Below are 24,509 nucleotides of genomic sequence, written 5' to 3'. Positions count from 1 at the left end.
GATGAAACCGCTGACGCTTGCCGCCACCCTGCCCCTGACCGCCCTCGTGCTGACGGGCGCCGCCCCGCTGCCGTCCGGCGATCTGACGGTCAGCATCACCCTGCCGCGCATCAACAGCGCCTCGTATCACCGCCCCTATGTGGCCGTGTGGATCGAGCGTCCCGACCAGACCGCCGTGCGGACCCTGTCGGTCTGGTACGACACCGGCCTGCCCGCCGGTGAGGGCAAGGACTGGCTGAAGGACATCCGCACCTGGTGGCGCAAGGACGGGCGGGGCCTGACCCTGCCGGCCGACGGTGTGTCGGGTCCGACGCGTGCGCCCGGGACCCAGACGGTCACCATTCCGGCCTCGCGTCTGCGGGACCTGCCCGCGGGCAACTATGTGCTGGCGGTCGAGGCCGCCCGCGAACTGGGCGGGCGCGAGCTGGTGCGTGTGCCCTTCCGCCTGGGTGCCGCCAACACCGCCTCGGGCACCGGTGAGACTGAACTGGGCGCCGTGCGCGTCAGCGTCGCCCGCTAGGATCGTCAGAAGGACACTGCCATGAACCGCTATCGCTTCTCTCCCCTGCTGGCCGCTGCCGCCGGTGTGATCGCCCTGATGGCGGCCCCGCTGGTCGCCGAGGCCCACCGCGCCTGGATGGCGCCCAGCTCGACCGTGCTGTCGGGCAGTGACGCCTGGATCGGCGTGGATGCCGGCATGTCGAACGGCGTCTTCATCGCCGATCACGCCGCCATGCGACTGGACGGCCTGACCATCCTCGGCCCGGACGGTCAGCTGCTGGAGCCCGAGAACATGATGCGCGGGCGCTACCGCTCGACCTTCGACGTGCATCTCACCAAGCAGGGCACCTACCGGATCGCCAATGTGATGGGCGGCGTGGTGGCCAGCTACATGCTGAATGGCGAGCGCCAGCGCTGGCGCGGCACCCCGGCCGAGTATCCGCAGGGCCTGCCGGAAGGCGCGACGGAGGTCGAGGCCAGCCTGTCGGCCATGCGCGTCGAGACCTTCGTCACCCTGGGCGATCTGTCCGACGAGGTCTTCACCCCGACCGGCCACGGGCTGGAAATGGTGCCCCTGACCCATCCCAATGATCTGGTACTGGACGAGCCGGGCCGCTTCCGCCTGCTGGTCGATGGCGAGCCGGCCGCCGGCCTCGAGGTCACGATCGCGCGCGGTGGCACCCGTTACCGGACCTCGCCCGAAGAGATTACCGTGACCACGAACGCGGATGGCGTCTATTCCGTCGAATGGCCCCAGGCGGGCATGTACTGGATGCATGCCGCGGTGCAGGTGCCCGGCGCGGGTGACAAACTGCCCCTGTCGGCCCAGTACAACGGCGTCGTCGAAGTCCTGCCCTAGGCCACAAAGGACACCATGTCGGATCCGGCCAAGCCCCTCTCCAGCCGTTCAGCCCCGCCGGTCCTCGACCTGACGGGCGGGCAGGATGAGGTGCGACCGGCGACCGGTAACCGGGTGCTGATCCCCGAGCTGCGTGGCGCGCCGGAGCGCCCGCCGGGCGAGCAGATCGCGACCCTCGGCGGCGAGACCATGGGCACGGTCTGGACGGCGCGCATCGTGGTGGGAGACGAGGCCGCGGCCACGCGCTGGCAGGAGCTGATCGAGGAAGAGCTGGAGCGCATCATCGCCCTGTTCAGCCCCTGGGACCGGCGGAGCGAGATTTCACGCTTCAACGCGGCCCCGGCGGGGACATGGGCGCTTTCGGACGCCTTCTGGACCGTGCTGACCCGGGCCATGGATCTGGCTGACGAGACCAATGGCGCGGTTGATCCGACCCTCGGCACCCTGGTGGACCTGTGGGGATTCGGTCCCCCCGGTCCGCGCTCGCCCCTGCTTCCCGTCCCCTCGGACGACGAGGTCGAGGCGGCACGGGCGCTCAGCGGCTGGATGCAGCTACGTCTGCACATGGAGGCCCACGCGGCGGTCCAGCCCGGCGGGCTGAAGCTGGACCTGTCGGGGATCGCCAAGGGCCACGCCGTGGACCGCATCTCGCAGCGGCTGGCGCGCGAGGGGGCGACCTCCCACCTGTTCGAAATCGGCGGAGAGCTGAAGGGCATCGGCGTCAAGCCGGACGGCCGCCCGTGGTGGGTCGAACTCGAGACCCCGGAGGGGCTGGACGCCCCGCGCACCATCGCCGCCCTCTACGGCCTGGCCGTCGCCACCTCGGGCGAGGCCCGGCGTCAGTTCGTGCATGGCAACACCGTTTATTCCCACACCATCGACGGACGCTCCGGCCGGCCTGTCGCCAATGGCGTGGTGTCGGTTTCTGTCTTCCACGAATCCGCCATGGTGGCCGATGCCCTGGCCTCGGCCCTGACCGTCATGGGCCCCGGGGACGGTATGGCTCACGCCGAAATGTCCGGCATCGCCGCCCTGATGGTCCACCGGACTGAGGCCGGTCTGGTCGAACAGATCAGTCCTGCCTGTCGCGCCATGCTGGACGTCGGGCGCTGATCATGGCGATGGGCGCGGACTTTCTGGCCGCCTCCGCCGTCGTGGCCTGGGCCGGTCTGACGGCCTGGTCCCTGAGGCCTCGTCGACGCCGGGGGGTGAATGCCGATGCGGACACCCTGGTGGTCCATGCCAGCCAGACCGGCAGCGCGGAGGCCCTGGCCATTGAGACCGAACTGGCACTGACCGGTGCGGGCCAGGCGGTCGAACGCCTTGGCCTGTCGAACCTGACCCCCGAACGGCTGGCCACGGCCCGTCGTCTGTTCCTCGTGGCGGCCACCACCGGCGAGGGGGATGCGCCCGACGAAGCCACCGGCTTCCTGCGGCGGCTGATGTCCAGCCCACCCGATCTGTCCCATCTCGAGGTCGCCGTACTGGCCCTGGGCGACAGTACCTACAGCCACTACTGCGACTTCGGGCGACGGATGGACCAGTGGCTGGTCTCGGCCGGAGCCGCGCCCCTCTTCGACCGTGTCGAGGTTGACCGGCTGGATCCCGGCGCGCTGGATCACTGGCGCCATCAGGTGACGGCCCTGACCGGCGCCGTCTTCGCCCCCGACGGCCGGAGCGGCGCGCACGAACCCTGGACCCTGGTCAGTCGCACCCTGGTCAATCCCGGCAGTGTGGGGCGGCCCGTCTACCATTTGCGGCTCAAGCCGGTCGGTGACCTGCCGGTCTGGCGCGCGGGCGACATCGCCGAGATCGAACTGTCGGCCTCGGCCACCGGCGGCCTGCGCCAGTTGCGCGACTATTCGATTGCCAGCGTTCCGGCCGACGGCCATATCGACCTGCTGATTCGCAGTACGCTCAGGCCGGACGGCACGCCGGGGCTGGCCTCGGCCTGGTTGCTGGAGGCCTGTCGGGTCGGGGACACTGTGCCTGTCCGCGTGCGGAACAACCGGGGTTTCCACGGCCCCGATCCGTCCATCCCGCTCATCCTGATCGGAAACGGCACGGGCATCGCGGGACTGGCCGGTCACCTGTCGGAGCGCTCGCGCGCCGACAAGCGGGGGCCCGCCTGGCTGATCGTCGGCGAGCGGAACGAGGCCCATGACGCCCTGCTGCGCAACCGCATCCTTGGCTGGCGGACGGGAGGTGCGCTCACCCGGGTGGACCGGGCCTTCTCGCGCGATGCTGGCGGCGCCCGCTACGTCCAGGACATTGTGAGGACTGAAGCCGACACCGTGCGCGACTGGATCGACAGGGGTGCCACAATCATGGTCTGCGGCAGTCTGAAGGGGATGGCCCCCGGTGTGGATGCCGCCCTGCGGGACATTCTGGGCGAGGAGCGCCTGCTGGATCTGCGAGAGACCGGGCGCTACCGCCGCGACGTCTATTAGTCGCCTTTCGCGACCGCCTTCATCGACACAGTCGGGTCGGCCAGCTTGTCCGGATCCACCGGGGTCGCCTTGCCGATCAGCAGACGTCCGCCCATGAACTCGGCCGGGGCGTTAATCGCCTCGACGCACAGCAGCCGGTCCCCCGCCAGATGGAAGACGGCCAGCGCGGCCCCATCCGCCACGGCGCGAACGACCTTGCGATCCGCCCCGTCGGCCAGACCGGCCATCTGCAGTTTCAGCTCATACTGGTCGGACCAGAACCACGGCACTTCGGGCACCGGTGGATTGCGACCCGTGATCGCGGCGGCGGCCTGCTTGGCCTGCTCCAGCGCATTGGGCACGCTTTCCAGACGCACCACCCGGCCGTCGTGGACGGGCACCGGTCGCCGCGTCATGTCGCCGAGCGCATAGATATCGGGGTCCGAGGTGCGGGCGGTCTCGTCGACGACCACCCCCCCGTCGCAGGTCAAGCCGGCCGCCGCGCCCAGCCCTTCACAGGCCACGCCGCCCACCCCGACGATCACCAGATCGGCGGGCAGGCTCTGGCCGTCGTCCAGGGTCACGCCGCCGACCGCGCCATTCTCGCCCGGCTGGAAGGCCACGACCGTGCGCCCGGTCAGGATCTTCACGCCATGCCGCATGTGGGCCGCATGCATGAAGTCGGCCAGCACATCCGAGGCCACCCGGGCCAGTAACCTGGCCTCGCGCTCGACCACCACGACCTCGGCGCCCAGCATCCGGGCCGAGGCCGCGACCTCCAGCCCCACATAGCCGCCGCCGACGACCACCAGCCTCGCCCCCGGCCGGATCGCCGCCCTGAGCTTTCGCCCGTCCGCGAGGGTGCGCAGTTCCAGCACGTTCGCCAGCTCCGCCCCCGGCACCGCCAGCTTCCGCGCCGTGGACCCGGTCGCGAGGATCAGGGTGTCGTAAGGGACGGTTTCCCCATCCGCGAGGAGCACGGTCTTCCCGGCCCGGTCGATGGCCGTGACCGTCTGGCCCAGCCGCATCTCGATATTCTGTTCGACATAGAAGTCGGCGGGCCGCAGCAGCAGATCCTCTTCCTCGCCCTCGCCCTTCAGCAAGGCCTTCGACAGGGGTGGACGCTGGTAGGGGGCGACCGGCTCCTCGCCGATCAGCACCACCTCGCCCTCGAACCCGTACTGCCTGAGAAGGGCGGCGGCACTGCCTCCGGCATGACCCGCGCCCACGATGACGATCCTGCTCATGCCCCGCACATAGGCTGCGATCGCCGGTCGCACCATAGGCAGGTCGATACCGCTTGACCGTTCCACTGTTACAGCATAGTGGAACGCACCATGACCGACGCCCTTCCCCCCAATGCCGCCGTCGCGGCCCGCAGCCGGCTGGACCTGTACGACGCCCTGCTGAGCCTGAAGTCGCGCGAGGAGGTCGATGCCTTCCTCGCCGACCTGTGCACGCCCGCCGAGGTGCGCGCCTTTGCCGAGCGCTGGCAGGTGGCGCGCCTGCTGGACGCGGGCGGCAAGTCGTATCGCGAGATCGCCGCCGAGGCCCAGGCCAGCCCGACCACGGTCGTGCGCGTGGCCCGCTTCCTCAAGGAAATGCCGCATCAGGGCTATCGCCTGGTGCTTGACCGACAGTCCGGAGTATCCGCGTGAGCAAGGTTCAGGGGCGACTTCGTATCGCCGTCCAGAAATCCGGTCGTCTGGCCGAGCGCAGCCTCGACCTGATCCGCAATGCGGGCCTCCGCGTCATCAAGGGCAACAATGACCTGCTCTACAAGGTCGAGAATGCGCCGGTGGATCTGCTGCGGGTGCGCGATGACGACATCCCGACCTTTGTCGCCGACGGCGTCTGCGACCTCGGCATCGTGGGCGAGAATGTGCTGGAAGAGGCCCGCAACGGGGGCCCGCTGGCCGAGGTGGTCATGCCGCTGGGCTTTGGCCGCTGCACGCTGAAGATCGCCGCGCCCGAAAGCCTGCCCTACGTCGGTCCCGTCTCGCTGAACGGGCTGAGGCTGGCGACCAGCTATCCGCGCATTCTCGGCCGCTGGCTGACGGCGCACGGGATCGACGCCGGGGTGGTCACCATGCGCGGCGCCGTCGAGGTCGCTCCGCGCCTGAAGCTGGCCTCGGCCATCTGCGACCTGGTGTCGACCGGCGCGACGCTGGAAGCCAATGGTCTGGTGCCGCTCGACACGGTGTTCGAGAGCCAGGCGGTCCTGATCCGCTCACCCCAGCCGGTCGAGGACGCGCTGGAGTCGCTGCTCGAAAACCTGATCACGCGCATCGGCGGGGTGGTGGCCTCGCAGGATGCCAAATACGTCATGTTGAACGCCCCGCGCGCCGCGCTGGACCGGATCACCGCCCTGCTGCCGGGCTCGGAATCGCCGACCGTCATGCCGTTGTCGGGCCGCGATGATGCGGTCGCCGTCCACGCCGTCTGTCAGGAGGCCGTCTTCTGGGAGACGCTGGAACGCCTCAAGGCCGAGGGCGCCTCGTCCATCCTGGTCCTGCCCATCGAGAAGATGATGTGATGCGTCAGATCGACTGGACGACCCTTTCCGTCGAGGAGCAACGCGAGGCTCTGGCCCGCCCGGCGCAGCGCACCGAAGCGCGCGTCAGCGACACGGTGCGCGCCATCTTTGACGATGTGCAGGCGCGCGGCGCTGCGGCCGTGGCTGACTGGAGCCTGAAGCTGGACGGCGCCGCCCCCCGGCGCATCGCCCTCACGCCTGACGGGGTGCGCGAAGCCCGCGCGGCCCTGCCGCCCGCCGACACCCGGGCCCTGCGTATCGCCGCCGAGAATGTCCGCGTCTTCCATCAGGCCACCCGGCCCGAAGACACCGGCTGGGTCGAGACCACGCCGGGCGTGCGCTCCCGGCTGGTGTGGCGGCCCATCGCCTCGGCGGGCCTCTATGTCCCGGGCGGCAGTGCACCGCTGTTTTCCTCCTTGCTGATGCAGGCCATTCCGGCGGGTGTCGCCGGCGTTGCGCGCCGCATCGCCGTGACCCCGCCCGCCAAGGACGGCGGCGTCCACCCGGCCATGATCGTGGCGGCGGACGAGGCCGGGCTGGACGCCCTGTGGCTGATCGGCGGGGCCCAGGCCATCGCCGCCCTGACCTTTGGCGCGACCTTCGACGATGGCGAAATCGCCCCTGTCGACAAACTGTTCGGACCGGGCAACGCCTGGGTCGCCGAGGCCAAGAAGCAGGCGAACGCCCTGCCCGGTGGACCGGCGGTCGACATGCCGGCTGGACCGTCAGAGCTGATGGTCATCGCCGATTCCAGCGCCGATCCCGACATCGCCGCCGCCGACCTGCTCAGCCAGGCCGAGCACGATGCCGACGCCCAGGTGCTGCTGGTGTCGAACAGCCGGGGCGCCATCGCCGCCATTCTCCAGGCGGTCGAGGACCAGTTGCAGACCCTGCCGCGCGCGGACATCGCCCGACGCTCTTTGGCCGAGGGGCGCGCCATTCGCGTCGCCGATCTGGAGCAGGCCTGCGCGATCGCCAATCTTTACGGCCCCGAACACCTGGCACTGCAGACGCTGGATGCGGAAAAGCTGGTCGACCGGATCACCGCCGCAGGCGCCATCTTCGTCGGTACCTGGGCGGCCGAGACGCTCGGTGATTATGCCGCCGGGCCCAGCCACGTTTTGCCGACCGACGGCGGGGCGCGGACGCTGGGCGGCATCACCACCGCCAGCTTCATGACCTCCATGTCGGTGCAGTCCGTCTCCGAGGCAGGCGCTGCCGCCCTCGCCCCCGTCGCCGCGCGTCTGGCCCGGCTGGAGGGTCTGGAGGCCCACGCCCGCGCGGCGGATCTGAGGACCGGCGCATGAAGAACCTGCCCGCCCCCTTCGCCCCGCTGGTCAGCGGCGGCGAAGGACTGGATCGCTATCCCGTCCACCCCGGCGCCCTCGCCGCGCGCATGGCCGAGCTTTACGGCGTCGCCCCCGATCAGGTCCTGCCCGTCCGGGGTGTGACCCACGGGCTGGAGCTGGCCTTCCGGCTGGCCGCCCGCGCGGGACAATCCGTCGAGGCCCCGCAGGCCGAGCCCTTCCGGACCCTGGCCGACCTCTATGCCCGCCCGGGATCCGGGGCCCGTCCCGGCGTGGTGATCGTGCGCGCCCTCGGCTCGCCCGAGGCCGTGGCCGAGATGGCGGCCCGCGTGGCTCCGGCCCTGCTGGTGGTCGACGAAGGTCTGGCCGAGTTCGCCGATACGCCTTCCGCCGCCACCGTCATCGCCGATCAGGCCAATCTGGTCGTGTTGCGCAGCCTGTCGCTCGCCTATGGACTGGCGGGCGCCCGCGTCGGCGCGGCTCTGGGACAGGCCGCGACGTTGCAGCGGCTGGCCGCCGTGCTCGAACCCTATGCCCTGCCCGAGGTCTGCGTGCGACTGGCCCTGCAGGCGCTCGACCCGTCGCGCCTGATCGAGACACGCGAGCGTATCGCGGCCACGGTCCGGGAGCGGGCGCGGCTGACGAAGGCGCTCGGCCGCGACATGCCCGTCGAGCCCGGCGTCGGGCCCGTGCTGATGGTGCGCCCGGCCGATCCCGCCGCCGTGCGCGCGGCGCTGGCCCGGTTCGGCATTCCGGCGGAAATGGCCGGCGAGCGGCTGCGCCTGCCGGTGTCGGCGCGCGCGGACATCAACGACCGCCTGCTGGCCGCCCTGGATCTCGCTCCGGCGCAGGCCCGGCCGAACCGGACCGGACAGTCCGTGCGCGACACCAAGGAGACCCGCATCGTCTGCGCCGTCGATCTGGATGCGACCGGCCCGGTCTCGATCACCACCGGCGTCGGCTTCTTCGATCACATGCTGGAACAGGTCGCGGCCCACGGCGGCTTTTCCCTGCGGCTCGCCTGCGAGGGCGACCTGCACACCGACCCGCATCACACGATCGAGGACTCGGCCATCGCCCTCGGTCAGGCCCTGAAACATGCGCTGGGCGAACGGCGCGGCATCGCCCGTTACGGCTTCGTCCTGCCGATGGACGAGGCCAATGCGACGGTCTCGATCGACCTGTCGGGCCGCCCCTATCCGGTGTTCGAGGGGACGTTCGCGACCCCCTTCATCGGCGACTACCGCACCGATCTGACGGCCCATGTGTTCCGCTCACTGGCCGAGCATCTGGGGGCCGCCATCCATGTCTCGGTGACCGGCGACGACGACCACCACAAGACCGAGGCCGTCTACAAGGCTTTCGGGCGGGCGCTCCGTCAGGCGATCCGCATCGAGGGCGACGCCGTCCCCTCGACCAAGGGTGTGCTGTGACCGAGGTTGCGCTTCTGGATTACGGCGCGGGCAATCTGGCCTCGGTGCAGTTCGCCTTCGAACGGCTGGGGGCACGGGTGCGCCGCGTGTCGGACGCCGCCGGCATCAACGAGGCCGAGCGACTGGTGCTGCCCGGTGTGGGGGCGGCCGCCTGGGCCATGCGCCGGCTGGATGCGCTGGGCCTCAGCGCGCCGATCCGGGCCTTTCCCCGCCCGCTGATCGGCCTGTGCCTCGGCCAGCAGCTGCTGTTCGAAAGCAGCGCCGAGGGGGACGTGCCCCTGCTGGGCCTGATCCCCGGACAGGTGGTCCCGCTCACGCCCGGCCCCGGGCTGACGGTCCCGCACATGGGCTGGTCGGCCCTGTCCGATCTGGCCGAAGATCCGCTGACCGAGGGCGTCGAGGACGGGGCCTATGTCTATTTCGTGCACGGCTTCGCCTGTCCCGACGGTCCGGCGACGCTCGCCCGAGCCCGCCACGGCACCCCCTTCCCCGCCATGGTCCGGCAGGGCAACCGCTGGGGCTGCCAGTTCCACCCCGAGCGGTCGTCGACGACCGGCGCCCGCATCCTGTCCAACTTTCTGGCGATCGACGCATGATCCTCTATCCCGCCATCGACCTGAAGGACGGCGTCTGCGTGCGGCTGATGCACGGGCGCTTTGGTCAGGTGACCCGCTATGACGCCGATCCGGTCGCGCGCCTGAATGCCTTTGCCGAGGCCGGGGCCGACTGGGTGCACATCGTCGATCTGGACGGGGCCGAGGCCGGTCGCGCGGTCCAGCACGAGACCCTGTCGCGACTGGCCGGGACCGGACGCGCCCGCATCCAGTCCGGCGGCGGGGTGCGCACACGCGAGGATGTCGTGCGCCTGCGGGATGCGGGCGTGGCCCGGGTGGTGGTCGGCTCGCTGGCCGTCACCGCACCCGGCACGGTGCGCGGCTGGCTGGAGGATCTGGGCCCCGAAGCCCTGACGCTGGCGCTGGATGTGCGCGTCACCGACACGGGGATTGTGCCCGCACTCAAGGGCTGGACCGAGGCCGCGCCGCTCGACCTGTGGGCCGTACTTGACCTCTATCCCGAAGGAGTCTTCCGCCACCTGCTGGTCACCGACATCGGTCGCGACGGGGCCCTGACCGGCCCCAATATCGACCTGCTGGCCGAGATCGTCCGGCGCCGTCCGGACCTGAAGGTGCAGGCCTCGGGCGGGGTGGCCGCAACCGCCGACCTGACGGCCGCGCGCGACGCGGGCTGCGACGGCGCCATCATCGGACGCGCCCTGTATGAAGGCCGCTTCACCGTCGAACAGGCGCTCGAGGCCGTGCGATGACCGCGCGACGCATCATCCCCTGTCTGGACGTGAAGGACGGCCGGGTGGTCAAGGGCGTGCGCTTCGAGGGCCATGTCGACATGGGCGACGCGGTCGAACTCGCCCTGCGCTATCGCGATCAGGGTGCCGATGAACTGGTCTTCTACGACATCACCGCCAGCCCTGAGGGCCGCACCCTCGACTATGGCTGGATCGCCGACATCGCGCGCGATCTGGACATCCCCTTCTGTGTTGCGGGCGGCATCGCCGATGCCGATCAGGCCGCCCGCTGTCTCGACCACGGCGCCGACAAGGTCTCGGTCAATTCGCGGGCGCTGGCGCGGCCCGACCTGATCACGGAGCTGGCCGAACGGCTGGGCCGCCAGTGCGTGGTGATCGGCGTCGACAGCCGCCTCATCGACGGCGAGTGGCAGGTGCACCAGTTCACCGGCGACCCCTCGGCCACGAAGCGCACGGGCCGCCGCACCCTGGACTGGATCCTCGAGGCCGAGGCGCTCGGCGCCGGCGAGATCGTGCTGAACGTCATGGACCAGGACGGCGTCCGGAACGGCTATGACATCGCCCAGCTGAAGGCAGCACGCGAGCGGCTGACCATTCCGCTGGTCGCCTCGGGCGGGGCCGGGGCGCCCGACCATTTCCGCCAAGTGTTCGAACAGGCCGATGTCTCGGGCGCGCTGGCCGCCAGTGTCTTCCACACGGGGGCCATCGCCATCCCCGACCTCAAACGCTACCTCGCCGACGCCGGACAGGAGATCAGGCTGTGACCCTCAATCCCGACACGCTGGACTTCGACAAGGGCGACGGCCTGATCCCGGTGGTGGTGCAGGACGCGGCGACGCTTCAGGTCCTGACCCTGGCCTATATGGATCGCGCCGCCCTCGAAGAGACACAGGCGAGCGGCGAGGCGACCTTCTTTTCGCGGTCGCGGGGTGGACGCTGGCGCAAGGGCGAGACCTCGGGCGACCGGCTGCATGTCGTCTCGATCACGCCCGACTGCGACGGCGACGCCCTGGTGCTCAAGGTGCGGCCGGTCGGCAATGCGTGTCACCTGAACCGCATCAGCTGTTTCGGCGAGGAGGACGCCCCGGGGCTGGGCCGTCTCGGCCGGCTGGAGGCCACCATCGACCAGCGCGCGTCTGCCGATCCCGAGACCAGCTGGACTGCCCGCCTGATGGCCGATGGGCCCAAACGCGCGGCGCAAAAGGTCGGCGAAGAAGGCGTCGAGACGGCTTTGGCCGGGGCCGCAGGCGACACCGAAGAGCTTGCGAATGAGGCGGCGGACCTCATCTATCACCTGTTCGTTCTGCTCAAGACGCGTCACATGGTGTTTCAGGACGTGCTCGACGTGTTGGCCCGGCGGGCCGAAGCGGCCAAGAACCCTGTCTGACGGCGCGCCCCTTTCGGCCGGTGCGCCCGGACGAAGAGACGGAGAGGCGAATGTCGGCCCTGATACTGTTCGGCGGAGGTGGAGACCTGGCGCTCCGCATGCTGCTGCCGTCCCTGTACTTTCTGGACCACGACGGCCTGCTCGACCCGGATCTGAAGATCATCGCCGCCGCCCGGTCGGACGAGACACGCGACGCCTACATCGAGCGGGTGCGGGCCTCGGTCGAGCCCCGCGCCAGGTTGGACGACGTCTGGTCCGACGACACCTGGACCCGGCTGGCCGCCCGGCTGGACTATGTGGCGCTGGACGCCACCAGCGCGGATGAGTTGAAGGCGCTGAAGGCGAAGACCGGGGACGGCTCTGTAACCGCTTTCATGGCCGTGTCGCCCTCGCTCTACGGTCGGATCGTGTCGGCCATGCACGCCGCAGGGCTGGCCGGTCCGGACACCCGGATCGTGCTGGAAAAGCCCGTCGGCCGCGATCTGGAGAGCTTCCGCGAGATCGACGACGCCGTCTCGGCCGTGTTCGACGAGAGCCAGGTGTTCCGCATCGACCACTATCTGGGCAAGGAGACGGTCCAGAACCTGATCGCCCTGCGCTTCGGCAACACCATCTTCGAGCCGCTGTGGAACAATCTGACCATCGACCATGTGCAGATCACCGTGGCCGAGACCGTCGCCGTGGGGGACCGCTGGCCCTACTATGACGAGTACGGCGCCCTGCGCGACATGCTGCAGAACCACATGCTGCAGCTGCTGTGTCTGGTGGCCATGGAGCCGCCGTCCAACATCGACGCGGATTCGGTACGCAACGAGAAGGTCAAGGTGCTGCGCTCGCTTCGCCCGATCACGGTCGAGGAGGCCGGCCGCGTCACCACCCGGGGGCAGTACACGGACTATGTCAGCGAGCGGGGCGCCCCGACCGACACCGAGACCTTCGTCGCCATCCGTGCCGACATCGACAACTGGCGCTGGGCGGGCGTGCCCTTCTTCATGCGCACCGGCAAATGCATGGCCGAAAAGCGCACCGAGATCGTCATCCAGTTCAAGCCGGTGCCCCACTCCATCTTCGGCCGGGACGGATCCAGCTATCGCGGCGCGATCCAGCCGAACCGGATGATCATTGAACTCCAGCCGGACGAGGACATTTCCCTCGAGGTGATGAACAAGCAGCCCGGCCTCGATCAACGCATGCAGCTTCAGCCCATCACCATGAGCCTGTCGTGGGGGCACAACGACCGCAAGGCCAGCCCGCCGCGCCGCCGCATCGCCTATGAGCGGCTGCTGCTGGACGCCATGGCCGGGGATTCCACCCTGTTCGTGCGACGGGACGAGGCGGAAGAGGCCTGGAAATGGGTCGACGAGGTTTCCGACGCCTGGGACGGCGCGGCGATGAAGGTCGAGCCCTATGAAGGCGGCAGCTGGGGCCCCGAGGCCGCCGACCTGCTGCTGTCCCGCACGGGCCGTCTCTGGAGCAGTCATGAGCGTTGAGATCGAAACCTTTGCCTCGCCCGCGCGATGGGCCACGGCCTGCGCCGAGCGGATGACCGGGGCGCTGGCCAATGCCCTGACCGAGCGCCCGCGCGCGATCTTCGCCGGATCGGGCGGCTCCACCCCCGGGCCGGTCTATGCCGCGATGCGCGAGGCCGACCTCGACTGGAGCCGCGTCACCGTCACCCTGGTCGATGAGCGTCATGTGCCCGAGAGCTCGCCCGAGTCGAACGCGACCCTGCTCAAGACCAGCCTGCCGGTCGGGCCGGGCCAGGCCGACTTCATCCCGCTGCACAGCGCCGCCCTGACGGTCGATCGCGCCGCCGCCGTCGCCACACGGGCGCTCAACGCTGCCACCGACCGGCTGGATGCGGCCCTGCTGGGCATGGGCGAGGACGGCCACATCCTGTCGATGTTCCCCGAGAGCCCGACGCTGAAAACCCTCCTGACGCCCACCCTGTCGCCCGCCGTCCTCGGCGTGCCGGCGGGACGCGACGGCATGGCCCCCAGTCGCGAACGGCTGTCGATGAACCTGCCGTGGCTGATGCGCTGCGACACCGTCGTCATGGCCCTGACCGGATCGGCCAAGCGCCGCGTGTTCGAGGATCAGGTCATGGGTGACCCGGCCATCGTCCCTGTCGCGGCCCTCGCCGCCCACATTCCCCACCTGCAAATCCTATGGACGGAGGAGTCCGCATGACCGACCTCCACCCCATCCTGCGCGCGGTCACCGATCGCATCATCGCCCGCAGCCGTGACACCCGCGCCGACTATCTGCGCCGCATGGACGACGCCGCGACCAACCGCCCCGGCCGTGCCAAGCTGAGCTGCGCCAACTGGGCCCACGCCTTTGCCGGCGCGCCGGTCAAGGACAAGCTGAATGCCATGTCGGGCAGCCAGCCGAACCTGGGCATCGTCACCGCCTATAACGACATGCTGTCGGCCCATCAGCCGTTCGAGCGCTTCCCCGACATCGTCCGTCAGGCCGTGCGCGAGGTGAACGCCACCGCCCAGGTCGCGGGCGGCACCCCCGCCATGTGCGATGGCGTGACCCAGGGCCGGCCGGGCATGGAGCTGTCGCTGTTCAGCCGCGACGTGATCGCCATGTCGACCGCTGTGGCCCTGACCCACGATGCCTTTGACGCCGCCCTCTGCCTCGGCGTGTGCGACAAGATCGTGCCGGGCCTGTTCATGGGCTCGCTGGCGTTCGGCCACCTGCCGGTCGTCTTCGCCCCCGCCGGCCCCATGCCCAGTGGCATTCCCAATGCGGAAAAGGCCCGGGTGCGCGCCCTCTACGCCCAGAACAAGGTGGATCGCGCCACCCTGCTGGAAAGCGAGGTCGCCAGCTATCACTCGCCGGGCACCTGCACCTTCTACGGCACGGCGAACTCCAACCAGATGATGATGGAGGTGATCGGCCTCCACCTGCCCTCGACCGCCTTCGTCCACCCGGATACCGGCCTCAGGGATGCCCTGACCGCGGCGGCGGCGAAGCGTGCCGTCGAACTGGCCCGCTCGGGCGAAGGCCGCATGAGCCGGGTGGTCGATGAGAAGTCGATCATCAACGCCATCATTGCCCTGCTGGCCACCGGCGGCTCGACCAACCACGCCATCCATCTGGTCGCCATGGCCCGGTCGGCGGGCGTACTGATCGACTGGACCGATCTGGACGAGCTGAGCAGCTGCACGCCGTTGCTGGCGCGCGTCTATCCGAACGGCTCGGCCGATGTGAACGCCTTCCAGGCCGCCGGCGGCGTGGCCTTCGTGGTGCGCGAACTGGCGGAGAGCGGTCATCTGCACACCGACGTCACCACCGTCATGGGCGAGGGCCTCAAGGCCTATTATCAGGAGCCTGTCCTCGACGAGGAGGGCCAGCTGGTCTGGCGCGACGGCGTGAGCGAAAGCCTCGACCCCGACATCCTGCGCCCTGTCTCCGATCCCTTCCAGAAGGACGGCGGCCTGCGTCTCGTGCAGGGCGCACTAGGCCGGGCGGTCATCAAGGTCTCGGCCGTCAAGCCCGAGCACCGGGTGGTCGAGGCCCCCGCCGCCGTGTTCGACAGCCAGGAGGCGGCGCTGGAGGCCTTCAAGCAGGGCCAGCTGGATCGCGACGTCGTCGTGGTCCTGCGCTTCCAGGGCCCCAAGGCGAACGGCATGCCCGAGTTGCACAGCCTGTCGCCCGCGCTGAGCGTGATCCAGGACCGGGGCTTCAAGGTCGCCTTCGTCACCGACGGTCGCATGTCCGGCGCGTCGGGCAAGACACCGGCCGCCATCCACCTCAGCCCTGAGGCGCTGGCCGGCGGGCCGATCGCCCGCGTCCGCAACGGCGACATCATCCGCCTCGACCCGGACAAGGGCGAGCTGACCGTGGTGGGCTGTCCCGACTTTGGCGAGCGTCCCTGTGCGCCGAGGACCGAGGCCAGCCTGCAGACCGCGTCCTGGGGCTACGGTCGCGAACTGTTCGGCGCCTTCCGCCATGTGGTCGGATCGGCCGAAGAAGGCGCATCCGTGGTGTTTGCCCAGCCGCCCGCCGGACCGCCCGGAACCGACACGCCCCCAGACCCCAATGTGGTCGACCGCACGGTGGACGCCTGAATGCCGGCCTCGGAAGATCATCTGCATCTCGTCGGCGACGTCGGCGGCACCAATGCGCGCTTTGCCCTGACCCGCATGGTCGACGGTCGCCCCCGGGTCGAGCATCACGAGAGCTTTCCCGCCGAAACCCACCCCACCTTTCTGGACGGGGTGCGCGCGTTTCTGGACGGCTGCGACGCGCGGCCGAACGGCGGTGTGATTGCCGTCGCGGGGCCAGTGACCGACGGCTTCATCGACCTGACCAACTCCCCCTGGCGCGTGTCCGAGGCGGAACTGGCCAGCCTGGGTGTCGGCCCCATCCGGCTGATCAATGACTTCGAGGCCCTCGCCTGGGCGGCCCCCCTGATCGAGGGGCCGGAGCTGGCGCATCTGGGTGGCCCCGAGGCGGGCGACCCTCAGCAGACCCTGGCGGTGCTCGGCCCGGGCACCGGCTTCGGTGTCTCCGCGCTCGCACGGGATCGCTGGGGCTCTTCCGTCGCGATGGCCTCGGAGGGGGGTCACGTCGACTTCGCACCGTCCGACGCGCTGGAGGACGAGGTGCTGCGCCTGCTCCGCCGGCGCTATACCCGCGTCTCGATCGAGCGGCTGATCTGCGGGCCGGGTCTGGTCAATCTGCACCGGGCGCTGGCCGAGATCGATGATCGCCCCACATCCATCGACGACCCGGCCGAGATCACCCGCTCGGCGCTTGAGGATCCGCGCGGGCCGTGCGGCGCCACCCTCGCCCGCTTCTGCGCCATCCTGGGCTCGGTGGCCGGGGATGTCGCCCTGACCACCGGGGCACGAGGCGGGGTCTACGTCGCCGGCGGGATCGCGCCGCGGATTCTCGACTTCCTTGAGGCCAGCCCCTTCCGCGAACGGTTCGAGCAGAAGGGCCGCTTCACCCCCTATATGAAGGCCATCCCGACCTGGGTGATCCTTCACAAGCAGGCCGCCCTTCTGGGCGCCGCTCACGTCGCCTGCCGGGCCGACGGATAAAATTCTCATCACGGCGGCGTGAACCGATTGCCACATTGTGACGTTTGGGTGGTCTCAACTGAGGAAGGATAACTCCCATGCGTAAGATGATTTTGGCCTCGCTGTCCGCCGTTGCCCTGCTGGGCGTTGCTGCTTGCGGCGAAAGCGCCGAGGACGCCGCTGCCGAGCGCAAGGCTGACGCTCTGGAAGAGCAGGCCGCGATGGCGCCGACCGAAGAGCAGGAAACCGCTCTGAACGCCGAAGCCGACCGCATCGAGCAGGAAGCCGGCAACGCCGACGGTGGCATGACCACCGAGAACACGCCGAACACCTCGCCGAGCATGGCTCAGCAGGACGGCAACTAAGCCTCCGGATCGGCGGGGGAGTCATGCCCCCCGCCTCATCCTTCGGAGAAGGCCCCGCCATCCCCCCGGCGGGGCCTTTTCCATGCGCGAAGGGTCAGGCGTGAAGGGTCAGGATGATTTCGGCGGCCAGGGGATGAAGGCGCTGGTCCGGCGGACATAGTCGGCATAGCCGGGCCGGGAGCTATGGATGCTCTTTTCAGTGATGCCGATCCCGGACCATTTGGTCAGGGTGAAGGTCAGGAAGATCGGCCCGAGGATGGCGGCCAGCCCCGGCCCCGTCTCGGCGGCGATCAGATACAGCCCCCACCAGACACAGGCGTCGCCGAAATAGTTGGGATGCCGGGTGTAGCGCCACAGGCCGGTGTCCAGCACCTGTCCCTTGGTCGACGGATCGCGGCGGAAGGCCGCCAGCTGCGCATCACCGATCGTCTCGAACGCCAGCCCCACGACGAACAGGGCCACCCCGGCCCAGCCCAGCCAGCCGACGTCAGGCGTGTCGCCGACCTGTCCCAGCTGCACCGGAAGCGACGTCAGCCAGGCCAGCACCGCCTGGGGCAGGAAGACGAACAGCAGGGCAACCAGCGGCCAACTCTTGCCGGTCTTCATCTGGCGGCCGATCAGATCGGTATAGCGCCGGTCCTCGCCATGGGCCCGCCAGCGCAGGAACAGGTGGACCCCCAGCCGGAGCGCCCAGGCCGCGCACAGCCCGACCAGCAAGGCCGAACGCAGCGGATCGCCCGCTGTCCGGGGCCAGGTAACCAGCGCCAGGAACAGCATGGCCATCGGCCAGACCGCGTCGATGAAGCTGACGTCGCGGATTCGTAGCGCCACGCCCCACAGCAGGGTCATGGCCGCGACCACCATCAGCAGGTTTCCAGCCAGCAACCAGGCGATGTCGGACAGGCTCATGACGGGCGCTCCATATTGCGGTGACGGCTTCTATACGCCCCGATCACCGCATCGGATGCCGTCACCCGTGCCGCTGGCCGCCGAACCGGCGCTCCAGAACCCGCTCCAGACGCGTCTTCACACCATCGATCAGGCTGAAGGCCGCCGGGATGAAGATCAGCGACAGGCCGGTCGAGGTGATCAGTCCGCCGATCACCGCCACCGCCATCGGGCTGCGGAACTCCGTGCCTTCGCCGAACGCGAGGGCGATGGGCAGCATTCCCAGACCCATGGCGAGCGTCGTCATGATGATCGGTCGGGCCCGCTTGTGCGCCGCGTCGATGATGGCCTCGCGCCGGTTCAGCCCGTTCTTCATGGCGATGATGGCGTAGTCGACCAGCAGGATGGAGTTCTTGGCCGCGATCCCGGTCAGCATGATGATGCCGATCAGGGCCGGCATGGACAGCGACTTGCCCGTCACCAGCAGCAGGAAGAAGGCCCCGCCGAACGACACCGGCAACGCCGCCAGAATGGTGATCGGGTGGAAGAAGCTGCGGAACAGCAGCACCAGCACGACATACATCAGCAGGATGCCGGTCACGATGGCGAACATGAAGCCCGTCGCCGTCTCCTGCAGGTTCTCCAGCTCGCCTGACACAGCCTGGGTAACGCCCGCCGGCAGGTTCTTCATCGCCGGCAGGTTGTCGACGCGTTCCGAGGCCTGACCCAGGGTGATGCCGTTCAGCTCGGCCGTCAGGGTAGCGACGCGCTTGCGGTCCAGACGGTCGATCTGGTTGGGCCCCGCCCCGAACGAGATGTCGGCCACCGACGTCAGCGGCACCGAGGCGCCGGACGCGGTCGGCACGCGCAGGTTCTCCAGAATGCCCAGATCGCTCCGGGCCTCCTCGCGCAGCATGACGCGAATGGGAATCTGGCGGTCGCCCAGATTGAATTTGGGCAGCAGCTGGTCGGCATCGCCGAGGGTCGCGACGCGCGCGACCGAGCTGATGTCCGACGACGCCACGCCCTGCAGAGCAGCGACATCGCCCTTGGGCGTGATCAGGATCTCCGGACGCACCAGCGCCGCCGAGGAAATGACGTTGGTGAGGCCGTCGATTTCGCGCATCTGGCGTTCGACCGCCGACGCGGCTTCTTCCAGTGTCTCTCCGTCGTCGCCGACCAGCTGGATCGAGACCTGGCTGCCCTGGCCGTCGGCGCCGAACTGGACGCGCGCGCCGGGAATGGAGCGCAGCACCGGCCCCATCTCCTGCTCGAAGGCCTGCTGGCGCAGCGAGCGCTCGCTGCGCTTGACCAGATTGACGGTGATGTTGGCCTTGCGGACTTCGCCGGCCGAGCCGCCGCCTCCGGGGCCGAAGCTGACCGAGGCCGAACCGACCGACGAATAGACGGACTTCACCTCGGGCCGTTCCAGCAGGGCGTCATTGACCCGCTGCGCCACCGCATCGGTCTCGGCCAGGGTCGAGCCCGGCGGAAGCTGGATGGTGATGCTGGAGCGCGAGACATCCTCGGCCGGGATGAATTCGAACGGCAGCAGGGATGCAAGGCCGAATGAGCCGATCAGGAACAGCGTACCACCGCCCATGACCCAGAGCCGGTGGTCGCCGAAGCGGCGCAAGACGCGGTGGGTGAAGCGTCCCTTCGGATCCTCGCCCTTCTTGCGGAAGTCATTCAGCACCCAGTCGACCATGACCAGATACTGCCTCATCCAGGCCGGGTCACCGTGCTCCTTGCCCTGGTCGCGCTTGAGCATATAGGCGCCCATCAGCGGTGTGAGCGTTCGCGCCACCACCAGCGAGAAGAAGACGCTGACGCAGGCGGCGATGGCGAAACTCTTGAAGAACTGCCCCACCACGCCGGGCATGAAGCCGGTCGGGGCAAACACTGCCAGCAGGGTCGCCGTCGTCGCGATGACCGCCAGGCCGATCTCGTCCGCGGCCTCGATGGCCGCCGGATAGGGCGCCTTTCCGTCCCGTATGTGCCGGACGATGTTCTCGATCTCCACGATCGCGTCATCGACCAGAATCCCGATGGTCAGTGACAGGGCCAGCAGGGTCACCACGTTCAGCGACTGGCCGGTCAGGTCCATGATCCAGAAGGTCGGGATCAGCGACATGGGCATGGCCACCGCCGCGATCAGCGTCGCCCGCCAGTCGCGCAGGAAGACAAACACAACCAGCACCGCCAGGCCCGCGCCCAGCAGCAGGGCCTCGACCGAGGCATGGAAGTTGTTGATCACGTCCGAGGTGGTGTTGGTCACCTCCTCGATGGTGACGTTGTCCAGTTCCTCGTCGAGGGCCGCGATCGCATCCTGGGTCGTGCGATAGACGTCCAGCTCGGACGAACCCTTGGATCGGCTGAGGCTGAAGCCCACCACCTCGGCGCCGTTGTAGCGCGCACGGCCCCGCGGTTCGGACCATTCGTCCACCACCTCGCCCAGATCACCCAGCCGCACCGAACGGTTGCCGACCGGGATCAGGGTTTCGCGCAGGGCCTCGACCGACTGGGCCGAGCCCACGGTGCGGATCGCCTGTTCCTCGCCACCGATCTCGCCGCGTCCACCAGGCAGGTTGATGTTGGATCCGCGCAGTTGGTTCGAGACCGCCGCCGCCGTCACGCCCTGGGCCGCCAGCTTGGCCGGGTCCAGCTTGATGCGGATCTCGCGGCTGACGCCGCCGTCACGGGTGACCTGGCTGACGCCCTCGATCGACAACAGTCGCTTGGCCACGGTGTTGTCGACGAACCAGCTCAGCTCTTCCGGGTTCATGCCCGGCGCGCGCACCACATAGGTCGCGATCGGAATCTGGGTGAACTCGATCCGCTGGACGATCGGCTCCTGCACATCCGCAGGCAGGTTCTGGCGAATGCCCGCGATGGCGTTGCGCACATCATTGGTCGCCTTTTCCAGATCGACGCCCAGCTGGAAGGTGATGGCCGTGGTCGAGACCGAGTCATTGACCGTCGAGGTGATGTCGTCGACCTCGCCCAGTCCGGCCACCGCATCCTCAACCAGACGCGTGACCTGGGTTTCCAGCTCGGTCGGTGCCGCACCCGACTGGACCACGGTGACCGCCACGACCGGCAGGTCGACGTTCGGGAAGTTGTTCACCGGCAGCTTGAAATAGCTCAGCACCCCGGCGACCGTCAGGATGATGAACAGCAGCACGACCGGAATCGGGTTCCGGATCGACGCGGCCGAGATGTTGTTGAAGTTCATCGACCGGGCCTCAGCGTGCCGCCGGAGCGTCGGCAGCCGCCGCACTCCGGGCTGCGGCCGTTGCTACCGTCACCCGATCCCCGTCAGCGAGGAAGCCCGCGCCCTTGACCACCACCCGCTGGCCCGCCTCCAGCCCGCTTTCGATGACGACATTGTCGCCTTCGCGCGCGCCGGTCCGCACCTGCACGAAGCGCACGGTCGCGTTGTCGGCGCCCAGCACGTACACGCCGGCCTGGCCCTCGCGATAGATCACGGACTCGGACGGCACCACCAGCGCCGGCAACTGACCCAGGGCGATCTCGGCACGGGCGAACATGCCGGTCTTCAGCGAAGTGCCGCTGTTCAGCGCGATCCGGGCCACGCCCAGACGGGTCTGGGGATCGACCTCGGGCGTCACGATGCGCACGCGACCGCCGGTCGGGCCGCTCGCCTGATCCGCCGTCACGACAGCCGTCATGCCGGGGCGCACCAGCGCCAGATCGGCCTCCGGCACCTGGGCATCCAGCTCCAGCCGCCCGTCACGAACCAGCCGGAACAGTTCGGTACCCGGCTGGACGATCTGGCCGCGCGTCACATTGCGGCTGATGACGCGGCCGGCGACCGGCGCGCGAATGTTGGTCTGGTCCAGACGGGTCGCGGTTTCCGAACGTGCCGCCCGGGCGGCCGCCAGCTGGGCCGCAGCCGTGCGCTGGTTGGCCTGGGCCGTGTCCAGCGCCGCCTGACTGAGATAGCCGCGCTCGCGCAGTTCGCGGGCGCGCTCCAGCGCGGCATCCTGCTGCGCCACCAGCGCCTCGGCCGAGGCGACCGAGGCGTCCTGTTGCGCCAGCTGGGCCCGCAGCACGTCATCGTTCAGCTTGACCAGCACCTGACCCTGGCGGACATAGCTGCCCTCGTCGACATAGACGGCCGTGGCGACCAGCCCCCCCGTCTCGGCGCCGACCGGCACCTCTTCCCAGGCGGAGACTGTGCCCGACACCGAGAGCGTCCGCGGCAGATCGACCTGATTGACCGTGGTCACGGTGACGGTCTGGCCGGCCACGGGCGTGGCGCCGTCCTTGCCCTTCTCGTCCTCGCCATGGCCTCCGCAGGCCGCCAGTGTCGCCAGTCCCAGCATGGCAAGGGCGGCAACCACCGGCTTCAGCATTGATCTCACGTCCATATCCCCTGTGCGTGGCTCCCTGACCCTATGGCGACGATGCGTGACAGACGCATGGCACAAGGCCGCAAGCCGGAGGGCGGCTATACCCTGTTCCCGGCTCGTTCTCAAACGCAACCTTGACCTTTACGAGGATGTAATCCGACCTGCGGCGGGGTGCCTCGCGGCCGCGCGAGTTGGCGTGCGCATGCCCTCGTGCTAACCGCGCCGCAGCATGAGCACCCAGCCCCCGACTCCGCCGATCGACCGCATCCGCAACTTCTCCGTCGTTGCGCACATTGATCATGGAAAATCAACGCTTTCTGACCGGTTGATCCAGTTCACCGGGGGCCTGACCGCGCGGGAAATGCGGGAACAGGTGCTTGATAATATGGAAATCGAGCAGGAGCGCGGGATCACCATCAAGGCCCAGACCGTGCGCCTGCACTACAAGGCGAAGGACGGGCTGGATTACGTCCTGAACCTGATGGACACGCCCGGCCACGTCGATTTCGCCTACGAAGTCTCCCGCTCGCTGGCCGCCTGCGAGGGTTCGATCCTGGTGGTCGACGCGTCGCAGGGGGTCGAGGCCCAGACCCTCGCGAACGTCTATCAGGCCATCGATAACGACCACGAGATCGTCCCCGTCCTGAACAAGATCGACCTGCCGGCGGCCGAGCCCGAGCGGGTCCGCGAACAGATCGAGGATGTGATCGGCATCGACGCCTCGGACGCCGTCCTCTGTTCGGCCAAGTCCGGCATCGGCATCGAGGATGTACTGGAAGCCATCGTCACCCGCCTGCCGGCCCCCAAGGGCGACCCGGACGCCCCGCTCAAGGCCATGCTGGTCGATGCCTGGTACGACCCCTACCTCGGCGTGATCCTGCTGGTCCGGGTCTTCGACGGACACCTGCGCGCCGGCCAGCGCGTCAAATTCATGCAGAACGGCTCGACCCACCTGGTCGACCGCGTCGGCGTCTTCCTGCCCAAGAATACCCCGGTCGAGAGCCTTGGCCCGGGCGAGGTCGGCTTCATCACCGCCCAGATCAAGGAAGTCGCCCACGCCGCCGTCGGCGACACCATCACGGACGAAAAACGCCCCACCGACACCCCGCTCAAGGGCTTCAAGGAAGTCCAGTCGGTGGTCTTCTGCGGCCTGTTCCCGGTCGATGCCGCCGACTTCGAGGACCTGCGCGCCGCCATCGCCCGCCTGCGCCTGAACGACGCCAGCTTCACCTATGAGATGGAATCCAGTGCCGCCCTCGGCTTCGGCTTCCGCTGCGGGTTCCTCGGCCTGCTGCACCTCGAGATCATCCAGGAGCGCCTCAGCCGCGAGTTCAACCTCGACCTGATCGCGACCGCCCCCTCGGTGGTCTACAAGATCGGCCTGCGCGACGGCACCACTATCGACCTGCACAATCCGGCCGACCTGCCCGACGTGATGCAGATCGAGACCATCTCGGAGCCGTGGATCAAGGCCACCATCCTGACCCCCGACGAATACCTGGGCGGCGTCATCAAACTGTGTCAGGACCGCCGCGGCCAGCAGGTCGAGCTGTCCTATGTCGGCGCCCGCGCCCTGGTGGTCTATGAGCTGCCGCTGAACGAGGTGGTCTTCGACTTCTACGACCGGCTGAAGTCGATCTCGAAGGGCTATGCCAGCTTCGATTACGAGCTGACCGACTACAAGGTCGGCGATCTGGTCAAGATGAACATCCTGGTCAATGCCGAGCCGGTCGACGCCCTGTCGATGCTGGTACACCGCGCCCGCGCCGAGACCCGCGGCCGCGGCATGGTGGAAAAGATGAAGGAGCTGATCCCGCCCCATCTGTTCCAGATCCCGATCCAGGCCGCCATCGGCGGCAAGATCATCGCCCGCGAAACCGTCCGCGCGCTCCGCAAGGACGTGACCTCGAAATGCTACGGCGGCGACGCCACCCGCAAGAAGAAGCTGCTGGAGAAGCAAAAGGCCGGCAAGAAGCGCATGCGCCAGTTCGGCAAGGTCGAAATCCCGCAGGAAGCCTTCATCGCCGCGCTCAAGATGGATGAGGATTGAGCGGAGCCGACCGGC

At 69.0% G+C, this 24,509-nt stretch carries 22 protein-coding genes; 18 read left to right on the top strand and 4 right to left on the bottom strand.

The genetic code is table 11. The features are described 5' to 3' along the window. Position 1 precedes the first annotated feature (1 nt). Genes J7346_RS04465 through J7346_RS04450 form a run of 4 tightly spaced genes read left to right on the top strand, consistent with a single transcriptional unit; the run spans position 2 to position 3,810 of the window. Positions 2 to 520 carry a DUF2271 domain-containing protein gene (locus tag J7346_RS04465; protein WP_209118194.1) on the top strand — a complete coding sequence of 173 codons (519 nt, stop codon included), beginning with the start codon at positions 2 to 4 and terminating at the stop codon, positions 518 to 520. A gap of 21 nt (positions 521 to 541) precedes the next feature. Next, a complete protein-coding gene (locus tag J7346_RS04460; protein WP_209118192.1) occupies positions 542 to 1,360 on the top strand; it encodes a DUF4198 domain-containing protein in 819 nt (272 codons plus the stop codon). Positions 1,361 to 1,375: 15 nt separating this feature from the next. Then, positions 1,376 to 2,473, top strand: a complete 1,098-nt coding sequence (locus J7346_RS04455; protein WP_209118191.1) for an FAD:protein FMN transferase — start codon at positions 1,376 to 1,378, stop codon at positions 2,471 to 2,473. A 2-nt stretch (positions 2,474 to 2,475) separates the two neighbouring features. Then, positions 2,476 to 3,810 carry a sulfite reductase subunit alpha gene (locus J7346_RS04450; RefSeq protein WP_209118189.1) on the top strand — a complete coding sequence of 445 codons (1,335 nt, stop codon included), beginning with the start codon at positions 2,476 to 2,478 and terminating at the stop codon, positions 3,808 to 3,810. On the opposite strand, the gene J7346_RS04445 is transcribed toward J7346_RS04450, so the two are convergent. Next, the gene (locus J7346_RS04445) at positions 3,807 to 5,036 is read right to left on the bottom strand and encodes an FAD-dependent oxidoreductase (protein ID WP_209118187.1); all 1,230 of its coding nucleotides are present in this window, start codon (positions 5,034 to 5,036) and stop codon (positions 3,807 to 3,809) included. The genes J7346_RS04450 and J7346_RS04445 overlap by 4 nt on opposite strands. Positions 5,037 to 5,126: 90 nt before the next feature. Between J7346_RS04445 and J7346_RS04440 the strand changes: the two genes are divergently transcribed. The 13 genes from J7346_RS04440 to J7346_RS04380 all read left to right on the top strand — a co-directional run bounded on the left by J7346_RS04440 (position 5,127) and on the right by J7346_RS04380 (position 17,180). Further along, entirely contained in the window at positions 5,127 to 5,447 is a 321-nt protein-coding gene (locus tag J7346_RS04440; RefSeq protein WP_209118185.1) for a YerC/YecD family TrpR-related protein, read from the top strand. Beyond that, positions 5,444 to 6,325, top strand: coding sequence for an ATP phosphoribosyltransferase (gene hisG / locus J7346_RS04435; protein WP_209118183.1), 882 nt, complete (start codon positions 5,444 to 5,446; stop codon positions 6,323 to 6,325). The genes J7346_RS04440 and hisG overlap by 4 nt, the downstream gene beginning before the upstream one ends. Continuing rightward, complete coding sequence (hisD, locus tag J7346_RS04430; RefSeq protein ID WP_209118181.1) at positions 6,325 to 7,632, top strand: histidinol dehydrogenase; 1,308 nt, start codon at positions 6,325 to 6,327, stop codon at positions 7,630 to 7,632. The genes hisG and hisD overlap by 1 nt, the downstream gene beginning before the upstream one ends. Then, complete coding sequence (gene hisB, locus J7346_RS04425) at positions 7,629 to 9,065, top strand: imidazoleglycerol-phosphate dehydratase HisB (RefSeq protein ID WP_209118179.1); 1,437 nt, start codon at positions 7,629 to 7,631, stop codon at positions 9,063 to 9,065. Before hisD ends, hisB begins: the two co-directional genes overlap by 4 nt. Continuing rightward, on the top strand, positions 9,062 to 9,661 hold the full coding sequence (hisH, locus tag J7346_RS04420; protein ID WP_209118177.1) for an imidazole glycerol phosphate synthase subunit HisH: 600 nt from the start codon (positions 9,062 to 9,064) through the stop codon (positions 9,659 to 9,661). Before hisB ends, hisH begins: the two co-directional genes overlap by 4 nt. Beyond that, the gene (locus J7346_RS04415; RefSeq protein ID WP_209118175.1) at positions 9,658 to 10,389 is read left to right on the top strand and encodes a 1-(5-phosphoribosyl)-5-[(5-phosphoribosylamino)methylideneamino] imidazole-4-carboxamide isomerase; all 732 of its coding nucleotides are present in this window, start codon (positions 9,658 to 9,660) and stop codon (positions 10,387 to 10,389) included. The genes hisH and J7346_RS04415 overlap by 4 nt, the downstream gene beginning before the upstream one ends. After that, complete coding sequence (gene hisF, locus J7346_RS04410; protein WP_209118173.1) at positions 10,386 to 11,153, top strand: imidazole glycerol phosphate synthase subunit HisF; 768 nt, start codon at positions 10,386 to 10,388, stop codon at positions 11,151 to 11,153. Before J7346_RS04415 ends, hisF begins: the two co-directional genes overlap by 4 nt. Further along, positions 11,150 to 11,776: a bifunctional phosphoribosyl-AMP cyclohydrolase/phosphoribosyl-ATP diphosphatase HisIE gene (hisIE, locus tag J7346_RS04405; protein WP_209118171.1), complete on the top strand. Its 627-nt coding sequence runs from the start codon at positions 11,150 to 11,152 to the stop codon at positions 11,774 to 11,776. Before hisF ends, hisIE begins: the two co-directional genes overlap by 4 nt. A gap of 50 nt (positions 11,777 to 11,826) precedes the next feature. Continuing rightward, positions 11,827 to 13,266, top strand: a complete 1,440-nt coding sequence (gene zwf, locus J7346_RS04400; protein ID WP_209118169.1) for a glucose-6-phosphate dehydrogenase — start codon at positions 11,827 to 11,829, stop codon at positions 13,264 to 13,266. Continuing rightward, entirely contained in the window at positions 13,256 to 13,966 is a 711-nt protein-coding gene (pgl, locus tag J7346_RS04395) for a 6-phosphogluconolactonase (RefSeq protein ID WP_209118167.1), read from the top strand. Before zwf ends, pgl begins: the two co-directional genes overlap by 11 nt. Then, the gene (gene edd / locus J7346_RS04390) at positions 13,963 to 15,858 is read left to right on the top strand and encodes a phosphogluconate dehydratase (protein WP_209118165.1); all 1,896 of its coding nucleotides are present in this window, start codon (positions 13,963 to 13,965) and stop codon (positions 15,856 to 15,858) included. Before pgl ends, edd begins: the two co-directional genes overlap by 4 nt. After that, positions 15,859 to 16,836, top strand: coding sequence for a glucokinase (gene glk, locus J7346_RS04385; protein WP_209118163.1), 978 nt, complete (start codon positions 15,859 to 15,861; stop codon positions 16,834 to 16,836). Positions 16,837 to 16,913: 77 nt separating this feature from the next. Further along, a complete protein-coding gene (locus tag J7346_RS04380; protein ID WP_209118161.1) occupies positions 16,914 to 17,180 on the top strand; it encodes a hypothetical protein in 267 nt (88 codons plus the stop codon). Positions 17,181 to 17,288: 108 nt separating this feature from the next. Here J7346_RS04380 and J7346_RS04375 read toward each other — a convergent pair whose 3' ends face one another. From J7346_RS04375 to J7346_RS04365, 3 genes are all read right to left on the bottom strand, one after another. Then, positions 17,289 to 18,089, bottom strand: a complete 801-nt coding sequence (locus J7346_RS04375) for a DUF1295 domain-containing protein (RefSeq protein ID WP_209118159.1) — start codon at positions 18,087 to 18,089, stop codon at positions 17,289 to 17,291. Between the two features lie 61 nt (positions 18,090 to 18,150). After that, complete coding sequence (locus tag J7346_RS04370) at positions 18,151 to 21,303, bottom strand: efflux RND transporter permease subunit (RefSeq protein WP_209118157.1); 3,153 nt, start codon at positions 21,301 to 21,303, stop codon at positions 18,151 to 18,153. 10 nt (positions 21,304 to 21,313) lie between these two features. Next, positions 21,314 to 22,462, bottom strand: coding sequence for an efflux RND transporter periplasmic adaptor subunit (locus J7346_RS04365; RefSeq protein WP_245157653.1), 1,149 nt, complete (start codon positions 22,460 to 22,462; stop codon positions 21,314 to 21,316). A gap of 211 nt (positions 22,463 to 22,673) precedes the next feature. On the opposite strand from J7346_RS04365, the gene lepA reads away from it, so the two are divergent. Next, positions 22,674 to 24,494 (top strand): translation elongation factor 4, encoded by a 1,821-nt coding sequence (gene lepA / locus J7346_RS04360; RefSeq protein ID WP_209118156.1) that lies wholly within the window; start codon positions 22,674 to 22,676, stop codon positions 24,492 to 24,494. The last annotated feature ends 15 nt before the right edge of the window (positions 24,495 to 24,509 follow it).

This window comes from Brevundimonas sp. A19_0, from assembly GCF_017744255.1.
In the GTDB taxonomy this organism is placed as follows: domain Bacteria; phylum Pseudomonadota; class Alphaproteobacteria; order Caulobacterales; family Caulobacteraceae; genus Brevundimonas.
Note: the sequence above shows the minus strand (reverse complement) of the source record. Positions and strands in the feature narration are given on the sequence as shown.

Coding starts and splice junctions, on each gene's coding strand:
- J7346_RS04465 (WP_209118194.1), top strand. CDS start 2: ATGAAACCGCTGACGCTTGCCGCCACCCTGCCCCTGACCGCCCTCGTG.
- J7346_RS04460 (WP_209118192.1), top strand. CDS start 542: ATGAACCGCTATCGCTTCTCTCCCCTGCTGGCCGCTGCCGCCGGTGTG.
- J7346_RS04455 (WP_209118191.1), top strand. CDS start 1,376: ATGTCGGATCCGGCCAAGCCCCTCTCCAGCCGTTCAGCCCCGCCGGTC.
- J7346_RS04450 (WP_209118189.1), top strand. CDS start 2,476: ATGGCGATGGGCGCGGACTTTCTGGCCGCCTCCGCCGTCGTGGCCTGG.
- J7346_RS04445 (WP_209118187.1), bottom strand. CDS start 5,036: ATGAGCAGGATCGTCATCGTGGGCGCGGGTCATGCCGGAGGCAGTGCC.
- J7346_RS04440 (WP_209118185.1), top strand. CDS start 5,127: ATGACCGACGCCCTTCCCCCCAATGCCGCCGTCGCGGCCCGCAGCCGG.
- hisD (WP_209118181.1), top strand. CDS start 6,325: ATGCGTCAGATCGACTGGACGACCCTTTCCGTCGAGGAGCAACGCGAG.
- hisB (WP_209118179.1), top strand. CDS start 7,629: ATGAAGAACCTGCCCGCCCCCTTCGCCCCGCTGGTCAGCGGCGGCGAA.
- J7346_RS04415 (WP_209118175.1), top strand. CDS start 9,658: ATGATCCTCTATCCCGCCATCGACCTGAAGGACGGCGTCTGCGTGCGG.
- hisF (WP_209118173.1), top strand. CDS start 10,386: ATGACCGCGCGACGCATCATCCCCTGTCTGGACGTGAAGGACGGCCGG.
- zwf (WP_209118169.1), top strand. CDS start 11,827: ATGTCGGCCCTGATACTGTTCGGCGGAGGTGGAGACCTGGCGCTCCGC.
- pgl (WP_209118167.1), top strand. CDS start 13,256: ATGAGCGTTGAGATCGAAACCTTTGCCTCGCCCGCGCGATGGGCCACG.
- edd (WP_209118165.1), top strand. CDS start 13,963: ATGACCGACCTCCACCCCATCCTGCGCGCGGTCACCGATCGCATCATC.
- glk (WP_209118163.1), top strand. CDS start 15,859: ATGCCGGCCTCGGAAGATCATCTGCATCTCGTCGGCGACGTCGGCGGC.
- J7346_RS04380 (WP_209118161.1), top strand. CDS start 16,914: ATGCGTAAGATGATTTTGGCCTCGCTGTCCGCCGTTGCCCTGCTGGGC.
- J7346_RS04375 (WP_209118159.1), bottom strand. CDS start 18,089: ATGAGCCTGTCCGACATCGCCTGGTTGCTGGCTGGAAACCTGCTGATG.
- J7346_RS04370 (WP_209118157.1), bottom strand. CDS start 21,303: ATGAACTTCAACAACATCTCGGCCGCGTCGATCCGGAACCCGATTCCG.
- J7346_RS04365 (WP_245157653.1), bottom strand. CDS start 22,462: ATGGACGTGAGATCAATGCTGAAGCCGGTGGTTGCCGCCCTTGCCATG.
- lepA (WP_209118156.1), top strand. CDS start 22,674: ATGAGCACCCAGCCCCCGACTCCGCCGATCGACCGCATCCGCAACTTC.